16 protein-coding genes and 4 pseudogenes are annotated in these 19,858 nt (G+C 69.7%); 7 read left to right on the forward strand and 13 right to left on the reverse strand.

Annotated elements, in window-relative coordinates; genetic code table 11:
• Positions 1 to 98: 98 nt before the first annotated feature.
• Both ACIRL2_RS43465 and ACIRL2_RS43470 read right to left on the reverse strand, forming a co-directional pair.
• Positions 99 to 1,076 (reverse strand): tyrosine-type recombinase/integrase, encoded by a 978-nt coding sequence (locus ACIRL2_RS43465; protein ID WP_402240092.1) that lies wholly within the window; start codon positions 1,074 to 1,076, stop codon positions 99 to 101.
• A 498-nt stretch (positions 1,077 to 1,574) separates the two neighbouring features.
• Positions 1,575 to 2,138 (reverse strand): hypothetical protein, encoded by a 564-nt coding sequence (locus tag ACIRL2_RS43470; protein ID WP_402240095.1) that lies wholly within the window; start codon positions 2,136 to 2,138, stop codon positions 1,575 to 1,577.
• A gap of 202 nt (positions 2,139 to 2,340) precedes the next feature.
• On the opposite strand from ACIRL2_RS43470, the gene ACIRL2_RS43475 reads away from it, so the two are divergent.
• Entirely contained in the window at positions 2,341 to 2,550 is a 210-nt protein-coding gene (locus ACIRL2_RS43475; protein ID WP_402240149.1) for a 4a-hydroxytetrahydrobiopterin dehydratase, read from the forward strand.
• A gap of 901 nt (positions 2,551 to 3,451) precedes the next feature.
• On the opposite strand, the gene ACIRL2_RS43480 is transcribed toward ACIRL2_RS43475, so the two are convergent.
• Together ACIRL2_RS43480 and ACIRL2_RS43485 are read right to left on the reverse strand one after the other, a co-directional pair.
• Positions 3,452 to 4,504 carry a ParB/RepB/Spo0J family partition protein gene (locus ACIRL2_RS43480; protein ID WP_402240097.1) on the reverse strand — a complete coding sequence of 351 codons (1,053 nt, stop codon included), beginning with the start codon at positions 4,502 to 4,504 and terminating at the stop codon, positions 3,452 to 3,454.
• Positions 4,504 to 5,166: a ParA family protein gene (locus tag ACIRL2_RS43485; RefSeq protein WP_395871161.1), complete on the reverse strand. Its 663-nt coding sequence runs from the start codon at positions 5,164 to 5,166 to the stop codon at positions 4,504 to 4,506. The genes ACIRL2_RS43480 and ACIRL2_RS43485 overlap by 1 nt, the downstream gene beginning before the upstream one ends.
• 2,667 nt (positions 5,167 to 7,833) lie before the next feature.
• Between ACIRL2_RS43485 and speB the strand changes: the two genes are divergently transcribed.
• Complete coding sequence (speB, locus tag ACIRL2_RS43490) at positions 7,834 to 8,901, forward strand: agmatinase (protein ID WP_395871159.1); 1,068 nt, start codon at positions 7,834 to 7,836, stop codon at positions 8,899 to 8,901.
• A gap of 463 nt (positions 8,902 to 9,364) precedes the next feature.
• Here speB and ACIRL2_RS43495 read toward each other — a convergent pair whose 3' ends face one another.
• On the reverse strand, positions 9,365 to 10,054 hold the full coding sequence (locus ACIRL2_RS43495; protein WP_402240099.1) for a TSUP family transporter: 690 nt from the start codon (positions 10,052 to 10,054) through the stop codon (positions 9,365 to 9,367).
• 42 nt (positions 10,055 to 10,096) lie between these two features.
• Entirely contained in the window at positions 10,097 to 10,972 is an 876-nt protein-coding gene (locus tag ACIRL2_RS43500; protein ID WP_402240101.1) for a hypothetical protein, read from the reverse strand.
• Positions 10,973 to 11,114: 142 nt separating this feature from the next.
• Between ACIRL2_RS43500 and ACIRL2_RS43505 the strand changes: the two genes are divergently transcribed.
• Together ACIRL2_RS43505 and ACIRL2_RS43510 are read left to right on the forward strand one after the other, a co-directional pair.
• Positions 11,115 to 11,765: an RNA polymerase sigma factor gene (locus ACIRL2_RS43505; protein WP_395871155.1), complete on the forward strand. Its 651-nt coding sequence runs from the start codon at positions 11,115 to 11,117 to the stop codon at positions 11,763 to 11,765.
• On the forward strand, positions 11,762 to 12,811 hold the full coding sequence (locus tag ACIRL2_RS43510; RefSeq protein WP_402240104.1) for a CU044_5270 family protein: 1,050 nt from the start codon (positions 11,762 to 11,764) through the stop codon (positions 12,809 to 12,811). The genes ACIRL2_RS43505 and ACIRL2_RS43510 overlap by 4 nt, the downstream gene beginning before the upstream one ends.
• A gap of 249 nt (positions 12,812 to 13,060) precedes the next feature.
• On the opposite strand, the pseudogene ACIRL2_RS43515 reads toward ACIRL2_RS43510, so the two are convergent.
• Positions 13,061 to 13,798, reverse strand: a pseudogene (locus ACIRL2_RS43515) (serine/threonine-protein kinase); the annotation flags it as partial.
• Positions 13,799 to 13,809: 11 nt separating this feature from the next.
• On the opposite strand from ACIRL2_RS43515, the pseudogene ACIRL2_RS43520 reads away from it, so the two are divergent.
• A pseudogene (locus tag ACIRL2_RS43520) lies at positions 13,810 to 14,235 on the forward strand (IS481 family transposase); the annotation flags it as partial.
• Between the two features lie 52 nt (positions 14,236 to 14,287).
• Here the strand turns inward: ACIRL2_RS43520 and hisC are convergent.
• Complete coding sequence (gene hisC / locus ACIRL2_RS43525) at positions 14,288 to 15,457, reverse strand: histidinol-phosphate transaminase (protein WP_402240107.1); 1,170 nt, start codon at positions 15,455 to 15,457, stop codon at positions 14,288 to 14,290.
• A 189-nt stretch (positions 15,458 to 15,646) separates the two neighbouring features.
• Here hisC and ACIRL2_RS43530 point away from each other — a divergent pair, with 189 nt between their 5' ends.
• On the forward strand, positions 15,647 to 16,027 hold the full coding sequence (locus tag ACIRL2_RS43530; RefSeq protein WP_402240109.1) for a hypothetical protein: 381 nt from the start codon (positions 15,647 to 15,649) through the stop codon (positions 16,025 to 16,027).
• 484 nt (positions 16,028 to 16,511) lie between these two features.
• Here the strand turns inward: ACIRL2_RS43530 and ACIRL2_RS43535 are convergent.
• The 4 genes and pseudogenes from ACIRL2_RS43535 to ACIRL2_RS43550 all read right to left on the reverse strand — a co-directional run.
• A pseudogene (locus tag ACIRL2_RS43535) lies at positions 16,512 to 16,624 on the reverse strand (AAA family ATPase); the annotation flags it as partial.
• 5 nt (positions 16,625 to 16,629) lie between these two features.
• Complete coding sequence (locus tag ACIRL2_RS43540) at positions 16,630 to 17,052, reverse strand: hypothetical protein (protein ID WP_402240111.1); 423 nt, start codon at positions 17,050 to 17,052, stop codon at positions 16,630 to 16,632.
• 87 nt (positions 17,053 to 17,139) lie between these two features.
• On the reverse strand, positions 17,140 to 17,619 hold the full coding sequence (locus ACIRL2_RS43545; RefSeq protein ID WP_402240114.1) for a hypothetical protein: 480 nt from the start codon (positions 17,617 to 17,619) through the stop codon (positions 17,140 to 17,142).
• Positions 17,620 to 18,111: 492 nt separating this feature from the next.
• Positions 18,112 to 18,312 (reverse strand): DUF5131 family protein, encoded by a 201-nt coding sequence (locus tag ACIRL2_RS43550; protein WP_395871286.1) that lies wholly within the window; start codon positions 18,310 to 18,312, stop codon positions 18,112 to 18,114.
• Between the two features lie 216 nt (positions 18,313 to 18,528).
• On the opposite strand from ACIRL2_RS43550, the gene ACIRL2_RS43555 reads away from it, so the two are divergent.
• Positions 18,529 to 19,119 (forward strand): DUF6891 domain-containing protein, encoded by a 591-nt coding sequence (locus tag ACIRL2_RS43555; RefSeq protein WP_395871145.1) that lies wholly within the window; start codon positions 18,529 to 18,531, stop codon positions 19,117 to 19,119.
• Between the two features lie 110 nt (positions 19,120 to 19,229).
• On the opposite strand, the pseudogene ACIRL2_RS43560 reads toward ACIRL2_RS43555, so the two are convergent.
• Positions 19,230 to 19,844: pseudogene (locus tag ACIRL2_RS43560) on the reverse strand (tyrosine-type recombinase/integrase); the annotation flags it as partial.
• Positions 19,845 to 19,858: the final 14 nt, after the last annotated feature.

Consider the following 19,858-nt stretch of genomic DNA (forward strand, 5'->3'; position numbering starts at 1 on the left):
AACGAGCGCGCCAGCAGCCGGTTGCGGTACTCGTCCGAGACGCCCGTGTACAAGGCCGTCGTGGACGCGTAGGCGTGCCCGACCTGGGACTGGACGAATTACGCCGGATACCCGAACTCGATCAGATGGGTCACGTAACTGTGCCGAAGACAGTGCAACTCGAGCTCCGGTGCCAGCCCCGCCGCGCTACGCGCCCTGGCGAACGCCTCGTCCACACCGCGCAGACTGATCCGACTCCGCCGCTCGGTCACCCACAACGCGCCCAACGCGCCCGGGGAGAACCGCGGCCGCAACTCCTCGACCCACTGCTCGATCAACGGCACCACCCAATCCATCTCCGGCACCGTCAACACCGTGCGCCGCCGCGGCGGACCACCCCGAGACGCCTTGCCCCAGCGCACGAACAACGTCCCGCACCGCCCGAACGCGGGAATCCGCGGATTGCGCCGAAGATCGACCAGCTCCAGCCGGGCGGCCTCACGACGCCGGAGCCCGAACGCGTAGATCACCTTCAACAACGCCGCGTCCCGGTGCGCGGCCAACGCGCCCTTGCGACCGGTCGCGCGAATGGACTCCACCCGTCCGTCCGCAGCGTCGAACAACGCCTGCACCTCGTCGTAGGACAACGGCCGCCGCTCCGGACGCCCCTCGAAATCCGAACCGTGCCGCACGGTGTTCCACTCGTGCAGCAACTGCCTCGGCACCGCACCCACCCGCTCCCGGCAAGTCTCCGGCCACCCGTAGCGCGGGTCGGTGACGAACTCCAGGAACTCGGCACGGGTGCGGTTCATCCGCCGCTGGAGCAGATCGAACGCGAGCTTCCCGTCGTGCCAGACCACGAGCTCGCCGTCCAGAAGCACGTCCACGTCCGGCAGATCCCGGTCGGCGGCCCGGGCGATGTCCGCGAACGCGTCCGACAGGTTGGTCCCCCGGCGGGACACGACCCGCGCCGGGCCACCGGTCGGGCGGGCCACCCAGGAACGGAAGCCGTTCCACTTCGGCTCGAACACCCCCGCGTGCGGTAGGGATTCGACTGGGGTGGCCAGTATCGAATCGGATGGGACCGTGATCGTCATGGGCAGCCTCTACCACGGGTGGGCATACCGCAGTCGGAGAGCGCGCGGAGCAACAGCGTCTGGCCCGTCTCGGAACACGCGCGAACCGGGACCGTCGAGCGTTCATGAACCGAATCGCTCTTACTCGCACGTTCGTTCCTGGAGAAGTGATTCGAGCTCGAAGCATAGTGCTGTCCGCAAACCTCAAGCCGCCCGAGGACCATCCTCAATCGCACCGGGCGAACTCATGCCGATCACGGTTCGTGCCAGCATCGGACAGGCGCGTCGGGTTTGCGCTCTGATCGTGTGTCTCGGCCACCCCGTGGCATCGCGACCGGCTCGCTCAAGCGGGCATCTCCAGGCCGGCCGGGCCTTCCTCGGTGCCGGCGCCGGTTGTATCCGGGTGGTGCCCCCACGTCCCGGTGATCGCTCTCCCGCAGTGCGCGCCGACTTCGCACCGTCAGTCACCGCCCAGTCATCCGGCCCGCTCGGCGGTGAACCGGTCGTCGATGTCGCCGGTCATCTGTTGGTCTCCTGGTCGTGGATCCGGCGGCGGACGATGCGGTCGGCGATGGCGGCGCGGATGCCGTCGCTGGCGAGCCCTCGACCGAGGCGCCCGTGCAGCTCGGCGACCTGGTCGATGGTCAGGCCGGTCACCGGTGTCGGGTCGAGGCACAGCCGAGGCTCGGGCGGTGTGGTGGCGGGGATCAGGTCGGGGCGGTGTCGGCCGATGTCGTCCAGGAGGACCCGGCGGTGGTGTTCCCCGATATGCGCAACCACGCCCGGTTCACGGTCGATCGGGTGGACGACGACCCGCAGGAGAAGGCCGAATCCGTCCCGGACCACGCGCGCCCGGCCGGGCTGCGGCTCCTGGGGGTGCCGAGGACACAGCAGGGTCTGCGCGAGCGCGGCCACCTCGGCCTCGGTGAGGTGCACGGCGACGCGGTCGAGCTGCACGGCCGGTGCGTGCATCCCCGCCGAGACGACCGTGAGGCGCCACGGCCGCGGGTGCTCCACGGGCACGAGGTGGATGCTCCAGGCGGGCAGGGTGACGGTCTCGACCGCCGCCTCGCTGTCGGTCACGAGACCTCCCATCGTGGGTGAGCGCGAGTGGTTGCCTCGAAGTCGGCCGACAAGGGCCCCGGGGCCGCTCGATGCGCTGCGACGACAACGGGTGGCTTCCCCGTCGGGTCGACAGCCGGTGCCCGGCCGCGCCTCGCGGTGAGCCGGAGTGGAACGAGGCCACAACACGCACCGTAAGGCCGGCTGCTTCTCCGAATCGGTGGTGTTTCTCCGGATTTCTCCGAGAGCGACGAAACGTGTCTCGGTAATTCACGCCAGGGGCCACCACTGGGACGCGGCCCTCGGCTACAAGACGGTGCACATCAGCATCAGTTCCAGCGACCTCGGTGGATGCGTCGCCGAGCACGACCTCGAACTCGCCCGCCGAATCGAAGCCGCCGCACCGGCACACGGCGCCGTACCGATCGACTGACCGCCCGAGCACGTCATCGCCGACCTCACGTGGGAGTCGGTTCTCCGATGGGGCGACGCTTTACGGCCGTCAAGTCTCGCCGATGATGGGTGATGCGCGTTCTCGTCGAGCGCCACTCCCCTCCCCCGTCCCCGTCTCCCGACGTACCCATCCCGTCGACCACCACCCGATGCCTCCGTTGGCGAGCAAGTCGTCGCGAGCTCAGGGTCGCGAACGCCGCAACAGAGACCGAAGCAGGTTCGAGTGGGCATGTCGATCTGCGTAATTGCGACAGCGCAGGGGCGAGCCGACAGGGGTCGCTGATCGCGCGCGATGTCGGTGAACGGTGGTACCGGGCCGCCGACTCGCAATTGCGTGTCCTTCCGGCGGGGGCAGCCCGCATCCGGCGCGGTCCTGGGGCACGCATGGACGGGAGCGGTATCACGACCGGGGATGTACGAGGTTCGTGGCTGCGGATGCGCCGCAGTGTCGTCCGGCTCGCCAACGGCGGGATGCGGCGGTTGGGAACACGGGGTCCCCGGGGTCCTGTCGGACTTTACGGCCGTCAAGTCTTCGCACATACGCGCCCAAGGCAAGGCATCGATCACCCGGAAGGTACGGGGCATCGAGTGCTCAGGGGATCCTCGACGCGAGACACCGGCTCTCCGGGCGGGGGAACTTTACGGCCGTCAAGTCCGCAAGCGACGTCAAGGGATGTGCCTCCAGGACAACCCCGGCCCTCTCCCCCGGTGTTCGCAGCGCTTCACCTGTGCCGACAAGCCGTGGGGGCCGGGAACCGGCGAGGCACCGGCGGTTCGGCGTGGAGCACCGTAGACGGTCCGGCCGTCGGGTTCTCGAGGCGGATGGCAGGCTGTGGAAAGGCCCCGGCGAACCGTGGTTCGCCGGGGCCGGTGGTACAGGGTCAGTCCGCGATGCTGAGGAGCTTCGCCAGGGCCGTTCGGCTCTCGGGAGTCATGTACTCGCGGAGTATCCGGTCCAGTTCCTCGGGCGAGTCCCACGGCAGCGCGGGCGCCGGTTCTGGCGGGGAGGACTTTACGGCCGTCAAGTTCCCGCTCTCGCGGACTCCCGTCGCGGGCGGTGTGACGGGACTCGCCGCCACGGGCGACGCGGCCGGCGGCCGGCCGGGGGAACTCGTCGACGCCCGGGGGAGATCGACGGCTTCGCGAACCGGGGGCAAAACCTGAGGCTTTACGGCCGTCAAGTCCTCCGGCTGTTCGACGCTCGCCGGCGAGGGAGCGGCAAGTTCCTTCCGGCCCCTGGGCACGGAAGCGCGGGCTGCCCGCTCTTCGTCCCACCACGCGACTTGGCTCGCGTCGTCGAGCCCGAGGTCCTTGATGGCCTTGGCCAGGTTGCGGGCCTTCTCGACCGGCATCTGCCGCGAGCTGACCAGGGCCTGCATGGCGGGCGACAGCCGCAGGAGGGAACGGCGTTGGGAGACCCATGCCTCGTGCTTGCCGCGGTGTTCCGCGACCGCGCGGGCGCTGCCGAACTCGACGACCATCTGCTCGACCGCGCGGGCCTCCTCGATCGGGTCGAAGTTCATCCGGTCGAGGTTCTCGGAGAGCACCGCGTCCAGGAATTCCTTCCGGGAGGAGGCGATGCCTTCCCGGATGACGGCCTCGATCGTGCCGAGTCCCACCTGGGTCGCGGCGCGGTAGCGGCGCTCGCCGTTGGCGATGACGTAGGTGGTCGTGCCGATCCTGTCCGTGTGTTCGGGGAAGAGCTTGAGGTACAGGGTCCGCGAGACCACGACGATCGGCTGGAGTTGCCGGCGCCGCATGCTCTCGCCGAGCTCGCGCAGTGTTTCCGTGCCGCCGAACTCGGTCCGCGGGTTGAGCGGCGTGGGGACGATCCTGCCGAGTTCGAGGCTGACCAGCGTCGGCATGGTGCGGCCGGGGATGTCCTCGACCTTTTGTCCGGCGAGGGAAGCCAGGCTGGTGCGTTGCCCTGCCATCAGTTGCTCCCCCCGCCGTATCCGAGTTCCAGGGCGAGACGGAAGAAGTCCTCGCGGGCTTCCATCGCGACCCTGTTCTTCGCGTACTGGGTCACGACCTGGCCCTCGGCGGCGGCCCTCGTGTGGACCTTGTAGCGGCGAATCACCGTCTTGGTGCCGGGCCAGCCCTGGGCCGCGACGTACTCCTTGGTCTGGTCGAGGTCGACCAGGCCGTCGCGGGGATCCCAGTTGTTGATGACCACCCGGAACGGCAGCCCGGTCGGTTCGATGACCTTCGCGATGGTGCGGGCGGTCGGGTCGAACGCGAGCGCCTCCGGAGGAAGCGGCACGATCACATCGTGCGCGACCTCGAGGGCCTTCCGGAGGAGTTCCTCGTCCTGCAGGCTGCCCGGGGTGTCGATGAACACGTGCTGGAGACCCTTGTCGCTCTCCCCCAGGACGTCCGCGCACACGGCCCCCAGGTTCAGGGTCGTCGTGGTCTTGCCGACGCCGCCCTTCTGGTTCGCGATGACGTGGACCTTCGCGCCGGTCCCCCTCAGGACTTCGAGGTTCTCCGGGGTCTCGTGCTCCTGCGAAAAATCGAAGGGCAGGTTGGTGATGCGGTTCGCCCACCAGACACTTGATGCCTGGGGGTCGAGCGATACGACATAGACGCTGGCCATCTGCTCCGTTTGCTTCCCGTGGGTTCCGGTACTTCGGGCAGGGAGCAGTTTTCCAGACAACTGGGTCGTGATCGTGCGGGACCCGGCGTTAACCGCGAGATCTCACACGGTCGGCCGGTCCGGGACGAGGACTTTACGGCCGTCAAGTTCTCGTTTCGGTGGGCCGATTCGCGCCGCCGGCAGGTGAACGGGGCGACTCGGTTCCGGGCATTCCCGGGCGTCATCGCCCTCGATGGACCAGCTGCGGCGGCGTCCCGCTGTCGTCCCCCTTTCGCAGGTACCGGCCGGGTCGGCCACGACGGTGCAGGTATCTGCGGATGCCGGTGACTGGCACGCAGGATCACCTGCACGGGATCCGGGACTTCTGTCACCGGGGATCGGGCCGCGTATGAGGGGAGATGCCGATGCGTGGGGCCCTCAGGTGGATCGGATCCCTCTCGGCTGCCTTGTCCCTTGTCCGCTCGTCGGGATCGAGTGCCGTGCGGCACTGCCCCGTTGGCACCGAACGCCACGGCAGGGCGTCGACGACGGACAGCCACAACAGGCGTGTCGGCACAGCCCCCCGGTCTCCGGAGGCGTGGACTTTACGGCCGTCAAGTTCCTGCCGGTGCGAACGCGACCTCGACCCGGTCCTCTTCGGGGACTCCTCGGGCGGGTCGGACTCCGCGATGATCCGGCCCCGGACTTTACGGCCGTCAAGTCTCCGCGGCCGTCGTCGCCTTGGCTCCGGAGTGGAACTCCGGCTCGACTCGCTCTCCGGGCGCGTGCTCGGAACCAACAGGCGGCTGCTCGGCGGGCCCGGGATTCGAACTTTACGGCCGTCAAGTCCGTCGGGCCCCGGGAAGGACGGGTGTGGGTCGGGCCCCGAGGCGCGACCCACACGCGTTGTCGGAGCGAATATCTCGCCGTGGATCGAAGATGTCCTTGGGGACGCCGCTGCCCGCCGAGGCAACGAGGCCCTTGCCCTGCCGATCCGTTGGCGAAGCCTGAGCTCAGCAGACACGACACGACGACCGAATCGCTCCCGTGTTGTCGGTAGGTGGCGGCGGAACCCTTACGGGGCCGCCGGCTCGTGTCGGGTGGCCCGCCCCTCCACCGGACACGAAACCCTGTGGGCGACATCCGAGAGCCTGCGCCGCCCGACACGAAGGCGACACGCCTGCCGGGACGACCCGTGCCACCGTCCGAGCGGGGCCGTCGTCGAGACCGCCTCGCGTCGCTCCGCCATGTCCGACCGGGTGAGCTCGCCCGGCACACACGGCGGATCGAGACTTCACGCCACACTCGCGCGGCCGTCACCCACCGACAGGGCCCCACGCCGTGCAGCGCAACCTCGTGCAACGTTCTGCTGTCCGGCCTGCCCACCAGGCGAAGCGGGTCGGGACGACTACGGCAGGCAGCGCCTGCTCCCGACCCGACACATGGATCGGGCGGGAAGCCGTCATGTCGGCCGACACGTTCGTGGCGCCTCGTATCCGCAGGGCCGACACGAGGGGCTTGTCGGGTGGTGTCGGCTCCGAACAACCCGACACCGGCACCCGACAGTCGTGTCGGGTGCATGGAGCGGTCATGATGTCGGCCGACATGGTCGCGAAGCCGTTGTCGGGTGACCCGACACGCTCGTGCCGGTGGGGCGACACTTCGTGTCGGGTGCACGCTTCGCGCAGGTCGCCGCCACGACCGGCGTCGCGTCTTGAACGGGGCCGACGATCGGATGCCGGCCGCTGCAGGTCGCGTCCCTCGGCCGTGCGAGTTGCCGGCGAAGGTCGTTGTGGATGCCGGACGTGCAGGGCCCGGCCTGTCCGTGTGCGGACCCGGTGCGATCGCCGCCGGCGCGCTGGACGTTCGGTTCGGGTCCGCGAGGTTCGCTGGAGGTTCCGGCACATGTGGGGGAGTGGGTCGACACGTCCTGGATCGTGAGCTCGGGGGCTTTCTGCCTCTGGAGCAGGGACGTGCTGGCGGCCAAGTTCCTCTGTGCGAGCGAAACCGCAGATCGACCCCTCGGATTCTCCGAGGCGGACTCCGCCGGGGTCTCGACTTCGGACTTTACGGCCGTCAATTTCCGCACTCGTTGCCTCGGCCTCGAGAGCGAGCGAGGCCACGGCAGGATCGTCTCTCCAGGCGTGGTCCTCCGCGGGCCAACGCTCCCTGGCGGTCCCGGACTCAGGCTTTACGGCCGTCAAGTTCGTCGGGCCGCAGGAGGCGGGCGTCCGGTGACGTAGGGCCCGGACGCGAAGGAGGAACGCGCACACCTGTCGGCCGGGTTGTCTTCGACGGCGGAATGTCGTCAGCGGCCGCCCCGCATCGGCGGCAGTCGCAGGCGTGGAGGGCAGACCTCATCGCCGATCGTCCGTCCGGCGCGTCGCAGTTCGACGACCGTGAGCACGGGGTACTCGGTCTGCCCGGCCACTGAACGTCGGAGACTCCGCGGTTGCCACCGGGACGGTCGTTCAACAGGATCCAAGTCCGGAACGGATGTCCGGGGCCGTCCGTGCCACCGCTCACTCTCGGACGATGCGCCGCATTCGTGGTCCGGGCGCCCTCCCCGGGGAGCATCTCGCAACACGAATGAGGAATCGCGAGGTCCTCCGCGTGGATCCATCCGAATGCTTCGATCACCCGGTCGTGACAGCACATCGCACCGGGACGTCCTCGAGAGGCACCACCATGCAGAACCCTCCCGTCACGATGTTCGGCCCCCCGATCACCTTCCTCGGGGTTCAGGCATGCGACCTCGACGCGCCGGCCGGCTACGCCGATGCGGACGTCGTGGTCCTCGGCGCCCCGCTCGACGGTGGCACCTCCCACCGTTCCGGCGCACGATTCGGCCCGTCCGCGGTCCGCCAGGCGTGCTACCTGCCACAGACCGGATCACGGCCGAGCCTGGCATTGCGCGTCGACGCCCTGCGGGACCTGAAGGTCTACGACGCCGGAGACGTGGCCGTCTACAACGGCGACATGGAGGAATCGGTCAAGCGCATCGAAGCGGCCGTCTTCAAGATCGCCTCCTCGGGCGCCATCCCGATCGTCCTGGGCGGCGATCACACCATCGCCTGGCCGGACCACACCGGCGTCGCCCGACACCTCGGCTTCGGCAGGGTGTCCATGATCCATTTCGATGCCCACGCCGACACCGCCGATACCCAGTTCGGCTCCCTCGTGGCCCACGGTACCCCCATGCGCCGCCTGATCGAATCCGGCGCCCTGCGTGGCGACCGTTTCCTCCAGATCGGACTCCGCGGCTACTGGCCGGACCCGCCGATTCTGCAGTGGATGGCGCAACACGGGCTCCGCTCCTTCGAGATGACCGAAATCGTCGAGCGAGGACTCGACGACTGCCTGTCCGAAGCGGCCGGCATCGCCCTCGACGACTGCGAAGGAGTGTTCCTCTCGGTCGACGTCGACGTCGTCGACCCCGGCTCTGCACCCGGCACCGGCACACCCGAACCCGGTGGGCTCTCACCGCGGCAGCTCCTCGACGCGGTCCGGCGCCTGTGCTACGAACTACCCGTGGTCGGCCTGGACCTGGTCGAGGTCTCGCCGCCCTACGACCACGCCGACGTCACCGCCCTGCTCGGCAACCGGGTCGTCCTCGAGGCGCTGTCCGCCATCGCCCGACGCCGCAAGGACCATCGCGACGGCACCACCTGGGACCGCCGCGAACCGCTGCTGCACGGACGAGACGCCGACGAACAACTCCGGCACATCGACAACGGCCGCACACACGGTCGCTAGGACCTCCGTCGGACACCCCGTGCCTCAGGGGCGTCAAGCCGCCCGTGAACGTCGACCGGGTACGGGCCCTGCCGAACGTGGTGGCGGCCGAGTTCGGCGAACGCTCGAATTCGGCTCGAAGCCGACGAGGGTGGCCTCGTGCTCGATGAAAAGAGGCCCGCGTCTCGACGGTGAGTCGGACGGTATCGCCGAAGCGCTCCGCAAGCGGCAACACGCGGTCGCCCCCGAAGCCGAGCGCGCCGCCGCCGCCGTGGATCATCGCGTCGCCCGGTTCCCTCCCACCGAGTTCGTCGCCATGCGCTTTCCCCTCGGGGTGTCCGCCGCGCCGGGACTTTACGGCCGTCAAGTTCTGCGGCTGTCGCCTCGGCCTCGGTAACGGGCGACTGCGGCCGCATCGTCTCACCCGGACGCGCGTCCTGCGTGGATCGACGCCCTCGGCAGTCCGGGCCGGACTTTACGGCCGTCAAGTTCGTCGGGCTGGGGGAGAGGCGGGCATCGGGTGGCGCAAGCCCCGGACGTGAAGGGGAACGCGCACACCGGTCGGCATGGATGCCGTCGACGCCGGAATGCCGTCGACAGCGGCCGGTCCCGAAACGGTGGTGACCTTGGCTTCGTCCATGAGCTCGGGCGGCACTTCGACATCGGTTCGGGAGGCAATGAGCCCTGGTGTCAGCGTCGGAATGGCCGTGAGGTTGGGCGGCGCCTCCGTGCGGGCGTTCTCAGCGCAGGCCTTGGAAGGCGTAGAGCATGCCGACCCCTGCGGCGACGGCGCCCAGCAGGTGGCGCAGGGGGTTTCGGGCAGGCGGGGTTGGAGGGCGGCGCCGAGGTATCCGCCGGCCAGTCCGCCCAGTCCGCAGGCCAGGCCGGTCGGCCAGTCGGGGGCGACGTCGCCGGTCGCGGTGAGGGAGAGCAGCGCCAACGTCGCGGCGCCGACCACCGAGGTGACGAAGGTGGAGGCCAGTGCCGCGGGTGCGACCGTGGCGACGGGCGTGCCACGTCCGACCAGGATCGGGCCGAGCAGGGAGCCGCCGCCGATCCCGTAGATCCCGCCGACGACGCCGACCGCCGCAGCCAGCCTTCCGGTGGCGCGGGTGAGGGCTGCGCCCCGGTGCTGCGACCGGGCGCCGGACCACGCAGGGTTCGGGCGCAGCATGTCGTTTGGCGCGGAGGACCCTCGAACAGCCCGGTCGGCCGGTCAGCGCACAGAGGTCGTCGGGTCTGCGCGTCGGATGGCGTGGAAAGTCGGGTTTCGGCGCGGTGTCGGGGAACGTGGCGGGTGGTGTGTTCGATGAGAGTCTCGAGTTCGGGTGTGGCCAGGTCGGCGGTGGCGGCCGGTTGCGATGTCGTCGAGGAGTTCGTCGGGGCTGACGGTGGGGCCGACGCGTCTGGTGGTGGCGGGGGTTTCGCCGGTGAAGGCCCAGCGGATCGCGGCGCCGAGGCTATAGGTCTCGGCTTCCTCGGTCAGGTCAACGTGGGTGTCGGCGAGGACGCGGTCGATCTCGGGGGCGGTGGCGTGGTCCGTGCCGCCCCGGTAGGGGAAGGGCAGCGGGAGCAGGTCCCGGTGGTGGGCGCGGTCCCAATCGATGAAGACGACCTCGTCGTTCGCGGTGACGAGGGTTTTGAACGGTGTGACGTCGCCGTGGCGCCATCCGGCGGCGTGCAGGCGGCGCAGTTCGGCGAACGCGGTGTTGGCGATGTCGAGCAGTCGTCCTGCGTGGTCTGCCGGGAGGTGGCCTTCGCAAGCGGGGGCGAACACCTGCCACAGGGTGTATCCGGGGAGCCATCCGATCGCGTTCCACACGCCGTTCCCGCGGTGTCCGTGCGCGCCGTCGACGGGTACAGCCCGCCCGCGTGGAGGAGTCCGACGGCGTCCGCCTCGTGCAGGAGCCGGCCGGCCGGGTCGCTCGGCGGGGGCGGCGGTCTTGATCTTCCACTGGCCGGCGCGCCACGCGTTGTCGTGGTCCTCGGTCAATGGGCGCGGTCGGTCCCGGACACCGAGATGGTGGAGGGCGTCGGCCGGCAGCGGGTCGACGTCGGCAACGGTGATCCCCGCCCTCGTGGCGATGCGCACCCCGGTGATCCGAGAGATCGACGCCGAACGGTGAACCGCCGCCCCGGGTCGCGCCGGGCGTAACGTGCGGGCGGCAGGCCGTCGCCGTGATCGTGTGACCCAGGTCACGCAACGGCGGCGGGTCGGGAGGACAAGCACCAGCGTGGACTATTCGATGCACGCGAAACTGCGAGCCGGTGATCCGGCGGCCTTCCGACAGTTGTTCACCGAGCACGCGCGAGTTGTCTACGCTCACGCCTTTCGCGTCACCGGCGACTGGGCCGCAGCCGAGGACATCGTGTCGTTGACCTTCCTGGAGGCCTGGCGGCTGCGGGAGCGACTGCGCGACGAGGGCTCCGGCCCCAGGCCGTGGTTGATGGGGATCGCGATCAACGTCCTGCGCAACCGCGGCCGCGCCACCCGCCGGCACCGCGAGGCGATGGCCAGGTTGCCGGCCAAGGACGACGTCCCCGACTTCGCCGACGAACTCGTCGGCCGCATGGCCGACGCGCAGCGCCTGGCCGCCGCCAAGACGGCCCTGGGCAAGCTGCGACGCATCGACCGCGAGGTGTTCATGCTGTGCGTCTGGTCCGGACTGACCTCCGCCGAGGCGGCCCGGGCCCTGGACGTGGCGGAGGGAACGGTCCGCGCCCGGCTCTCCCGCGCCCGGGTCCGGATGCGCAAGCTCGCCGCCGCCGAACTGCTCGCGCTGTCCCCACCGGCTCCCGAAAACCCGCAACGTTCTCCCCGCCCGGGACAACAACAGGGCAGCCGCATCGCCGCGGTCGGGCCCGTGAGAAAGGAAAGCCGATGAACCGTGAAGTACCCCGGCGCCCCGAGCAAAACGCCGACGACGCCGACCTCTTCGAGGCAGCCGGCGACCCCGTCCTGTCCGCGGGCAGCCACCGACTTCTCGAAGGACACCTGATGAGCGAGATCGACGCGATGGCACGCCCGCAGGGCGCGCCGGACCCCCACCCCGCGCCACGTCCGCGCCGTAGTCCCTACCGCCGCCTGGCGTGGATCGCCGTACCGGTCACCGCGCTCGCGGTCGCCGCGACCATCGCGCTGAACCCCCTGGGCGGCAACGACGATTCCGCCACTCGGGCAACCCCGGACGGCAAATCGCCGCTCACGGTGATCAAGGTCGTCCCCGGCAGCGCCAAGGATCTGGCCGCGGTGGTCGACCGGATCTCGTTCGCCGCCGGCGCGTCCGCGCAGACGCCCGGGCCGGACCAGTACCTCTACACCGAGACCCGATCCGCCCACGCCATAATCGACGGCGACAACACCCGCGTCGACGAGCCGAGCACCCGCCGGTCCTGGGCCTCCCCGGACGGCAGCCGGACGTGGACCATCAACGGCACCTGGCAGGCTGCGGAACCGCCGACCCCCGACCCCCACATGGGCGCGCCCACCTACAACTTCCTCGCCTCCCTGCCCCGCGACCCCGACGCCCTCCTCGCCCGAATCCACGCGGACACCGAAGGCCAGGGCAACGGCGCCGACGCCCAGGCGTTCAAGACGATCGGCGACCTGATCCGTAACCAGGTGCTGCCGCCGGGCCTGGCCGACGTGCTGTACCGAACGGCGGCCCGGATCCCCGGCGTGGTCGTGGTGCCCGAGTCCACCGACGCCATCGGCCGTACCGGCATCGCCCTGGCCCGCACCGACGAGGTCGCCGGTGACCGAACGGAGTGGATCTTCGACCGCAACACCTACGAGTTCCTGGGCGAACGCACGGTGTTGATCCGCCCCCTCGAGAAACTCCCCGCCGGCACGGTCACCGGCCACAGCGCAGCCCTCAAGCGCAGCATCGTCGACACCATCCCCACCGCACCGATCACGCCCACCACCTGACCGACGCCCACCACCTCACGGCCGTGCCCCGACGCCCCCCGCGCCGGGGCACGGCCGTCGTTTCCGCCGCCGGCAGGCCGATCGGCTACGCGTCGGGCGCGGTCACCGTCGAGGCCGCGTGTGCGGCGGGTGCGTCGGTGACCGCCGTCCGGCAGACCGGGGGCTGAGAACCACAGTCCACCTGACCTACCACCGAGATTCATCGACCTCATCCGCGCTTGCCGAGAGGATTTGGCATACAGCAAGTCTGCCTGGAAGCCGTGGCATTGGTGGGCCATCCGCAACGCGGTGCATGACCGCCAGGGGCGGTCCGTGGTCGAAGGGCTCGGTTCCAGTGGCGGCGAAGGCGAGCACAGCGCCGAGGGCTAAGACGTCGCCGGCCTGCCCGACCTCGCCGCCCTCGGCTTGCTCCGGAGACATGAAGCCGCACGTTCCCATCGCGGCCCCGGTTCTCGTCAGCGCGGTGGCGTCCGTCGTCCGGGCGATCCCGAAGTCGATCACCCTCGGGCCGTCCGCCGCGAGCAGCACGTTCGACGGCTTGAGATCACGATGGAACAGGCCCACGGCGTGGATCGCCCGCAGCGCCTCGACCAACCCGGCCACCAGCGGCCACACCGAGTCTTCCGGCAACCGCCCGGCCCTGGCGACAGCCTCGGCCAGCGTCGGCCCGGGAACGTAGACGGTCGCGATCCACGGGGGTGCGTCATCCGGGCCGGCGGCGACCACCGGTGCGGTGAACGCCCCGCTGACCGTTCGCGCGGCGGTCACCTCCCGCCGGAAGCGACGCCGGAACTCCTCGTGGTGCGCCAGGTGCGGATGTACGACCTTCACGGCCACCGCGCGCCCACCCGGCGACAGGCCCAGGAACACCTGGCCCATTCCGCCCGCCCCCAGCCGGGCATGAACCCCCTTCCACCAGAACACGCGCCCTCCGACACCACGCACCCCTACCCAACCACCAAGACATCGGGCCTGCTCCGTAAACATGTCACGTGCTGGCGGTGACCAGGCGATGCCTCAGCCTGGGAATCCGAGCACGGGAAGGGCCGGTTCCGCTTGCTGCCTGGCTCGGAATTGCGCCGTCAATTGTGCACCGCGTCCTTGCCGCTGCCCGACTGAACTGTCGCATGTCGACCGCGACCGGTGAACCGATCCGCCGGCACGAGCCCCTGCGCCCACGGGCGCTGGTGCACGTCGATGTGAAAAAGCTCGGGAACATCCCCGACGGCGGCCGGCGCTATGTCGGGTGCAAGCAGGGCGAGCGGAATCGAGCGGCGACACCCGGGACGCCGAAGAACAAGGGGAGCAGCCCGAAGATGGGCTACGCCTTCGTCCACAACGTCCTCGACGACCACTCCCGCGTTGCCTACATCGAGGTACACGAGACCGCCCTCACCGCAGCAAGTGGCCTACACCGCGCCGTCGCCGGAACAACGATCCGACCATCCGACAGTCACAACATCGACCGGACGGCTCCTAGTGCGGGTCGCGGACGCTGATGGCCCCCGCCGCTGGTTCGGGACGTGCGGCAGAAGAGATGTGCTCGCCGGTGGGGCTGAACCGGTGCACGGCGGCCAGCATGGCGTTGTTCTCGGCGGGCGTTCCGATGGTGACGCGTACGCATCGGTCGAGGCCGGGTTGGTCGCTGCGGTCGCGGACCTTCACGCCTGCGGCGTGCAGGTGTTTGACCAGGAGGGTGGGGTCCCGGGTCTCGAACAGCACGAAGTTCGTCACGCTCGGGTGGACTCGCAGCACCGCCGGCGTCCGGGCCAACGCGGCTTCCATGCGCGTGCGTTCGGCGCGGACGCGGAGGATGTTCTCGTGGGCGTGGGTGATGCCCTCCGGTGACAAAGCGCGGGAGAGGACCCGCAGGGACGACTGCGTGAGCGGGTAGGGGGCGAGGACTTTGCGCAGGATCGCGATCACCTGGGGGTGGGCGATGGTGACGCCGCAGCGTTCGCCCGCCAGCCCGTACGCCTTCGACAGCGTGCGCAGGACGACCAGGTTGGGCCGGCGGCCGACGAGTCCGCCGAGCGAGGCGGCGCCGTGGAACTCCAGGTAGGTCTCGTCGGCGACCACCAGCGCCTTGCCGCGCAGGGCTTCGGCCAGGCGCATGACGTCCTCGCCCGGCACAGGGGTGCCTGTGGGGTTGTTGGGGGTGCACACGAAGACCAGCTTGACACCCGAGGACGCGGCATCCAGGATGCCGTCCACATCGAGCCGGAACCCGTCGCCGGTGAGCAGCGGCACGGCACGGACGCCGGCTCCGTGGATGCGTGCGGCGACCTCGTACATCCCGAACGTCGGCGGATTGACCACCACATGGTCGACGCGTGCCTCGCAGAACGCCCGGACCAGCAGGGAGATGGCCTCCTCCGCGCCGCGGCTGACCAGCAGCCGGGCCGGGGACGTTTCGTAGTGGGACGCGAACCGTTCCAGGAGCCATGCCGGTTGGGGTTCCGGATAGCGATTCGAGGGCCATGGGCCGTCGCCCCCGGACTCGCCGCCGTGCGCGAACGGGGGGTAGGGACTCTCGTTCGCGTCGAGATACACCGACACCCCTGCCACGTCCGCGTCGTCGCGGCCGGTGACGTACGTCTCGAGTGCCAGGATGTCGGGGCGGGCCAGCCGCAGGACCTCGTTCATCGCTGCCCCTTCGGAATGGGTCGTCGCCCGCGCGGGCGAGAAATCGGAAGATCACATTCCGGTCGTGACAGAGGCTAGCCGGCGTTTCGGGGCGCAGCTATCCGATGAGCGAGAGCCTCACGACCGCGGGGCCGCGTGTCCTGGACAGGACGGCGGTGGAGCTGTCGGGGGTTCACCCCCGTCGGGTTCATGAAGTTGCGATCCCAGCACACGACTTGGCAGGTGTTCTGCAAGCTCGCGCCGACGCCGGGCGGCAGGGCGGAGTTCGCGCTGACCGGCCAGGCCGGCGGCAGCCGAGAGCAGCTCGTCCAAGCGCGCAGCCAGGGCTGCACGTGGCCCGGATGGACACAGGCGGCGGCGCCGGAGCTCACCATCGACAGCAGTGAGTGGGACGGGGCCAGTGGCAGCTGGCGGCCGGCCGAGACGGCCTCGGACATGGCGAAGCTCGGTGGGGATTCCTACCGGAGCCTGCACAATCCCACCATGATGACCATCGGACGGGGCTACACCCTGCAGGTCTACAGCTGCGTCGGCACGCCGTCGCACCTGCCGCGTACGATCATGCAATAGCCCAGGCCAAGGCACCTCGAATGGCGACTCACACCGTGACGAGGATCCGCCAAACTTCAAAGCCGTGTCGTCGGTCATACGGTCCGGCTCTACCGAAATTCTTGTGATCGGCGCCGCGTTCACCGGGCCGAGCGCCGTGTTGTCATCTGACACATGGCGAAGTGGTCGGTCTGCGCGGAGGGTCCGTGTCTCGGCATCAAGGGCCGCGAGGTGGCCGGCCCAGTTGTCCTGGGCCGGGTCGCCCCTTGGGTCACAGTGTTTCGGTGTGAGCTTCCCCCGTTGGGCGGAAGGCGTGGCCCGTGTCGGCCGTCACGTGTCCGGCAGTGCTCGCGTGTATTGCGGAGACGTGCTGTCGGGCCGCCGGAAGTCGCCCGGGAACGTTCGGACCCAAGCGTCCGGCACAGGGGGAGAGCCGGCCTGGAACAACAGGCTTCTCGGCCGAAATCCGCAACCGTGTCGGGTCGCGGCCACCGTGTCCACGACTGGCGCGGGTGGTGGCGAGGCAGTAGGAGTCGGTGCCGGGCTCGATGAGGTTGCCGCCGAAGGTGAGGCGGTCGACGATGGCCGCGCGGAACCGGGGTCGGTAAACGTCTTGGTCCGAATCATCGGGCGAGGTTGGCGAGGTAGGACTCGGTGGCGGTCCACGGGGTGAGTTCGATGCCGAAGCCGCTGTGTTCGCTGCCCTGCATGTGGACGAGCCTCCCGGACAGGTACACGGTGTCGCCCTTGCGGAACGCCCCGGTGTATGCGCCGAGGTAGGAGCGCATGTGGGTGATCCGGCGGGCGAAGACGTCGGGTTCGTCGACGGTGGACTGGATCACGGTGTCCACCTCGACGCCGTAGAGGACCGGGGTCGCCAGTCCCTGGGTGTGGTCGGTGATCCGTGCCATGACGCTGATCGCCCCGACCTCCTTGGCGACGACCCGGGAGAACGTCTTGTCGCCGTCGGGGCGCAGGGGTTCGCAGTTGATGTGCGCCCCGGCGGTGGCGGTGAGTCCTTGGAGCTTGTGGGCCTCCTGCTTCATGAGCGTGTCGAAGGAGCTGCCGGACAACAAAAGAGGGCCCTCGCCCCGCGCTGTCGCGCGGGGCGAGGGCCCTTGGGGTCGGCCGGTCTACCAGGGTGTTCGTGCGGTCCCGGCTCGGGTGCCCGCGCGGTCGCCGCGTGGGGGTCGGGCCGGTTCGGGTGTTCTGCCGGGCTGTCGATTCGCCCGGCGTTCGGGTGCCGCCCGCGGGGGCGCGGCAACCGTGGCCGTGTGTCGGGCCGTTCGGCGTTCGGCACAGATCGGGTGGCATGGCCTTCCGTCGCGTGCGGATCGGGCCCGTGTGTATCGGCCGCACAGGTCGCAGGGCATGTCGCTGGGGGCGACCATCCACCGTTCGGGGAGCGGGTCGCAGGTGTGGGCGTGCCATTGGGCGGTGAGTGCGGCGCTCTCGTCGGGGCTGCGGGTGGTGATGGATTGTTCGGCGCCGCAGTCGTTGCAGAACCAGGCGGCCTCGCCCATGGCGAGTCGATCACGCGGTGGGGTGATGCGTCCGGAGCCGCGTTCGTAGGTGGTGGGGAGGGTGTAGGCGGGTGGCCGGTCGGTTCCCATCAGGGGGTCCACCGGTGGGGACGGTGGGTGTTCGGCATGACGCTGTCGGGGTCGAGGTTGCGGATCGGGGTGCCGAGGACGGCGTCTTGGACGTTCCGGTCGTGGCGGTCGGTGATGTGTGGGGGCGACGCAGTCGCGTCGTCTGCAGGCGCGGCGCAGGAGTCCTTGGGGTGGTCGCCGGCGGTGGACGAGCCAGGAGACGGTGAGGATGCTCAGGCGTCGGCCCTGCCAGGACACGTGCGGTGGCGGCACGGTGCCGGGGCAGTGCCAGACGAGGTGGTCGCCGTCGGGGGTGGTGTGTTCGGTGAGGATCGATCGCAGGGTGCGGACCAGGGGAGGGGCGAGCCCGAACCCGGCCGTCGCCGGCCCGGGCTGCGGGGGTCGTGGTGTGTGGGGCGCGGCAGTGTCGGCAGGTGCGGCGGCCTCGGTAGTGCTGGGTGCAGCCGGTCGTGGGGCCGTGGGTGTTCGTCCTCCTCGGGGTGTGGGTGCGGGTCATGGTCGGCCTCCGGCGCGGGGGTGGTCGTCCCATGTCCGGCCGTCGAGTTCGCGGCCGTTGGCCGTGGGGGTGCGGCCGCCCCACTGTTTGAAGAAGAACGGCACCTTCGCGGTTTGGTATTGGTCGCGTAGTGAGCGGGCCCAGTCGGGGTGCATCGGGCGGGCCTCCGGCCCGTTTCCCGGACTACGAAATTGCAGGTAAGCCCGTTCATCGTGGTGGCAAGGATCAAATGAGCTGTCCCCATCTCCGGCTCACGAGAAGGACAGAGTTGCTCGCCGGAATTCCTCACCCGCTTGGAGCCAACCAGGCCCGGCATCGCGCAGCCGCCACACGAACAGGTGAGCGCGCTGGCCGTGTAGCCCCATCACGCAACGCGGCAGGTGATGAACAGAGGCTCCCTGTAAGCTTCCGCGATGCTTGACGAATACGACATCCAATGCATGCGGGAGCACGTCGCGCTGGCGGTCTGGGGCGGCTTCAAGGACGAAGATCAAGTCAAGGCATGGGTGGAACGCCAGCTCGGAGCGGACGACCAAGCCCTTCGGGATGAGCTGAAGGCCTACGTTGCGCAACTGTTCCGTGAGCACCGTCGACGCGAGACCCGCTGGCGCAAACCCACGGCAAACGACGCCCTCGACCGGGCCTTCGACGAGCTGAACAAACGCGGGATCATCGCGCTCCAGAACGCGGGCGAAACCCTCTCTGACGGCTGGACCGAAGCCCACGAAGCCGCCTCGGCCCGGCCGACTCCCGCACGCGGAGCGGTCTTCTACCACGGCCAGGATCTCGAGTCCGGCGTCGCAGGCGGAGGCCTGATGCTGGCGTTCGGTGCTTTCGAGGACGACCTCGCGAAACCCGACGCGGCCAGCGCTGCAGTCGCCCGGGAGGTATGCGACGCCCTGACGGGTCACGGCGTCCGCGTGAAATGGGATGGCGCCGTCCACAGCCGCATCGAGATTCTCCCCTTCGCCTGGCGCAAACGCCGCTGGACCACCGCTCCCTAGCCTCGGTGGATGCAGCCCGCCGACGTCGGCTGCAGCGTCGGCGGGCGTTCCTTGTTGGACCGCCAACGAATAGGAACATGAGCAGGTCCGGCCGATCCCAAGGATTCTGACTATCCGGGCTCTCCGATGATGGGGAGGCCGATGGCCCCTGGTGGAAGGGCAGGCCGACGTTCACGCATCCGGTCGAGGATGACGAGCTTTCGGGCAGCCGCGTCGCGGCTGGTCTGGAGTCCTTCGACCTCGCCGAGCCAGCCGTTGAGCTTGGCTTCCTGGATGCGGTCGTTGAGGTTGGCGATGATCTCGGCCAGTCGAGGGCGCGCTCTGACGTCCAAGCGCAGGCTGGGACAACGAATGCAAGCGTGTTCGTGCTTGCACGCGGTGCCGTAGGCGCGGCCGCACTCGCCGAGTTCGAGCTTGCGGGCGTGGAAATGCTGCTGGAATTCGCGCCATTCCTCTTCGGTGGGCTCGCGGTACTCGGCTTCCGGTCGCAAGGTCCGGCGTCGGTCGAGGAAGGATCGGTAGGAGCGGACGAGGTCTTCGTCGAAGACGGCCATGTAGGCCTGTGTGGTGTTGATGTCGGCGTGGCCCAGCAGCTTGGCGACGATATGGACCGGCAGGCCGCCGGTGACCGCCTCGGTGGCGAAGATCCGCCGGAAGTCGTGTGGCGTGAAGCGCAGCACCTCGCCGACTACGTTCCGCAGTCCTGCGCGCTCAAGGGTCAGGTTGGGGGTCGAGCTGG

Source organism: Embleya sp. NPDC127516 (assembly GCF_044765325.1).
Classification (GTDB): Bacteria; Actinomycetota; Actinomycetes; order Streptomycetales; family Streptomycetaceae; genus Embleya.

Bases quoted from the DNA above. Each gene is read 5' to 3' on its own strand.
- ACIRL2_RS43465 (WP_402240092.1), bottom strand. From the start codon at position 1,076: ATGACGATCACGGTCCCATCCGATTCGATACTGGCCACCCCAGTCGAA.
- ACIRL2_RS43480 (WP_402240097.1), bottom strand. From the start codon at position 4,504: ATGGCAGGGCAACGCACCAGCCTGGCTTCCCTCGCCGGACAAAAGGTC.
- ACIRL2_RS43485 (WP_395871161.1), bottom strand. From the start codon at position 5,166: ATGGCCAGCGTCTATGTCGTATCGCTCGACCCCCAGGCATCAAGTGTC.
- speB (WP_395871159.1), top strand. From the start codon at position 7,834: ATGCAGAACCCTCCCGTCACGATGTTCGGCCCCCCGATCACCTTCCTC.
- ACIRL2_RS43495 (WP_402240099.1), bottom strand. From the start codon at position 10,054: ATGCTGCGCCCGAACCCTGCGTGGTCCGGCGCCCGGTCGCAGCACCGG.
- ACIRL2_RS43510 (WP_402240104.1), top strand. From the start codon at position 11,762: ATGAACCGTGAAGTACCCCGGCGCCCCGAGCAAAACGCCGACGACGCC.
- hisC (WP_402240107.1), bottom strand. From the start codon at position 15,457: ATGAACGAGGTCCTGCGGCTGGCCCGCCCCGACATCCTGGCACTCGAG.
- ACIRL2_RS43530 (WP_402240109.1), top strand. From the start codon at position 15,647: ATGAAGTTGCGATCCCAGCACACGACTTGGCAGGTGTTCTGCAAGCTC.
- ACIRL2_RS43540 (WP_402240111.1), bottom strand. From the start codon at position 17,052: ATGAAGCAGGAGGCCCACAAGCTCCAAGGACTCACCGCCACCGCCGGG.
- ACIRL2_RS43545 (WP_402240114.1), bottom strand. From the start codon at position 17,619: ATGGGAACCGACCGGCCACCCGCCTACACCCTCCCCACCACCTACGAA.
- ACIRL2_RS43555 (WP_395871145.1), top strand. From the start codon at position 18,529: ATGCTTGACGAATACGACATCCAATGCATGCGGGAGCACGTCGCGCTG.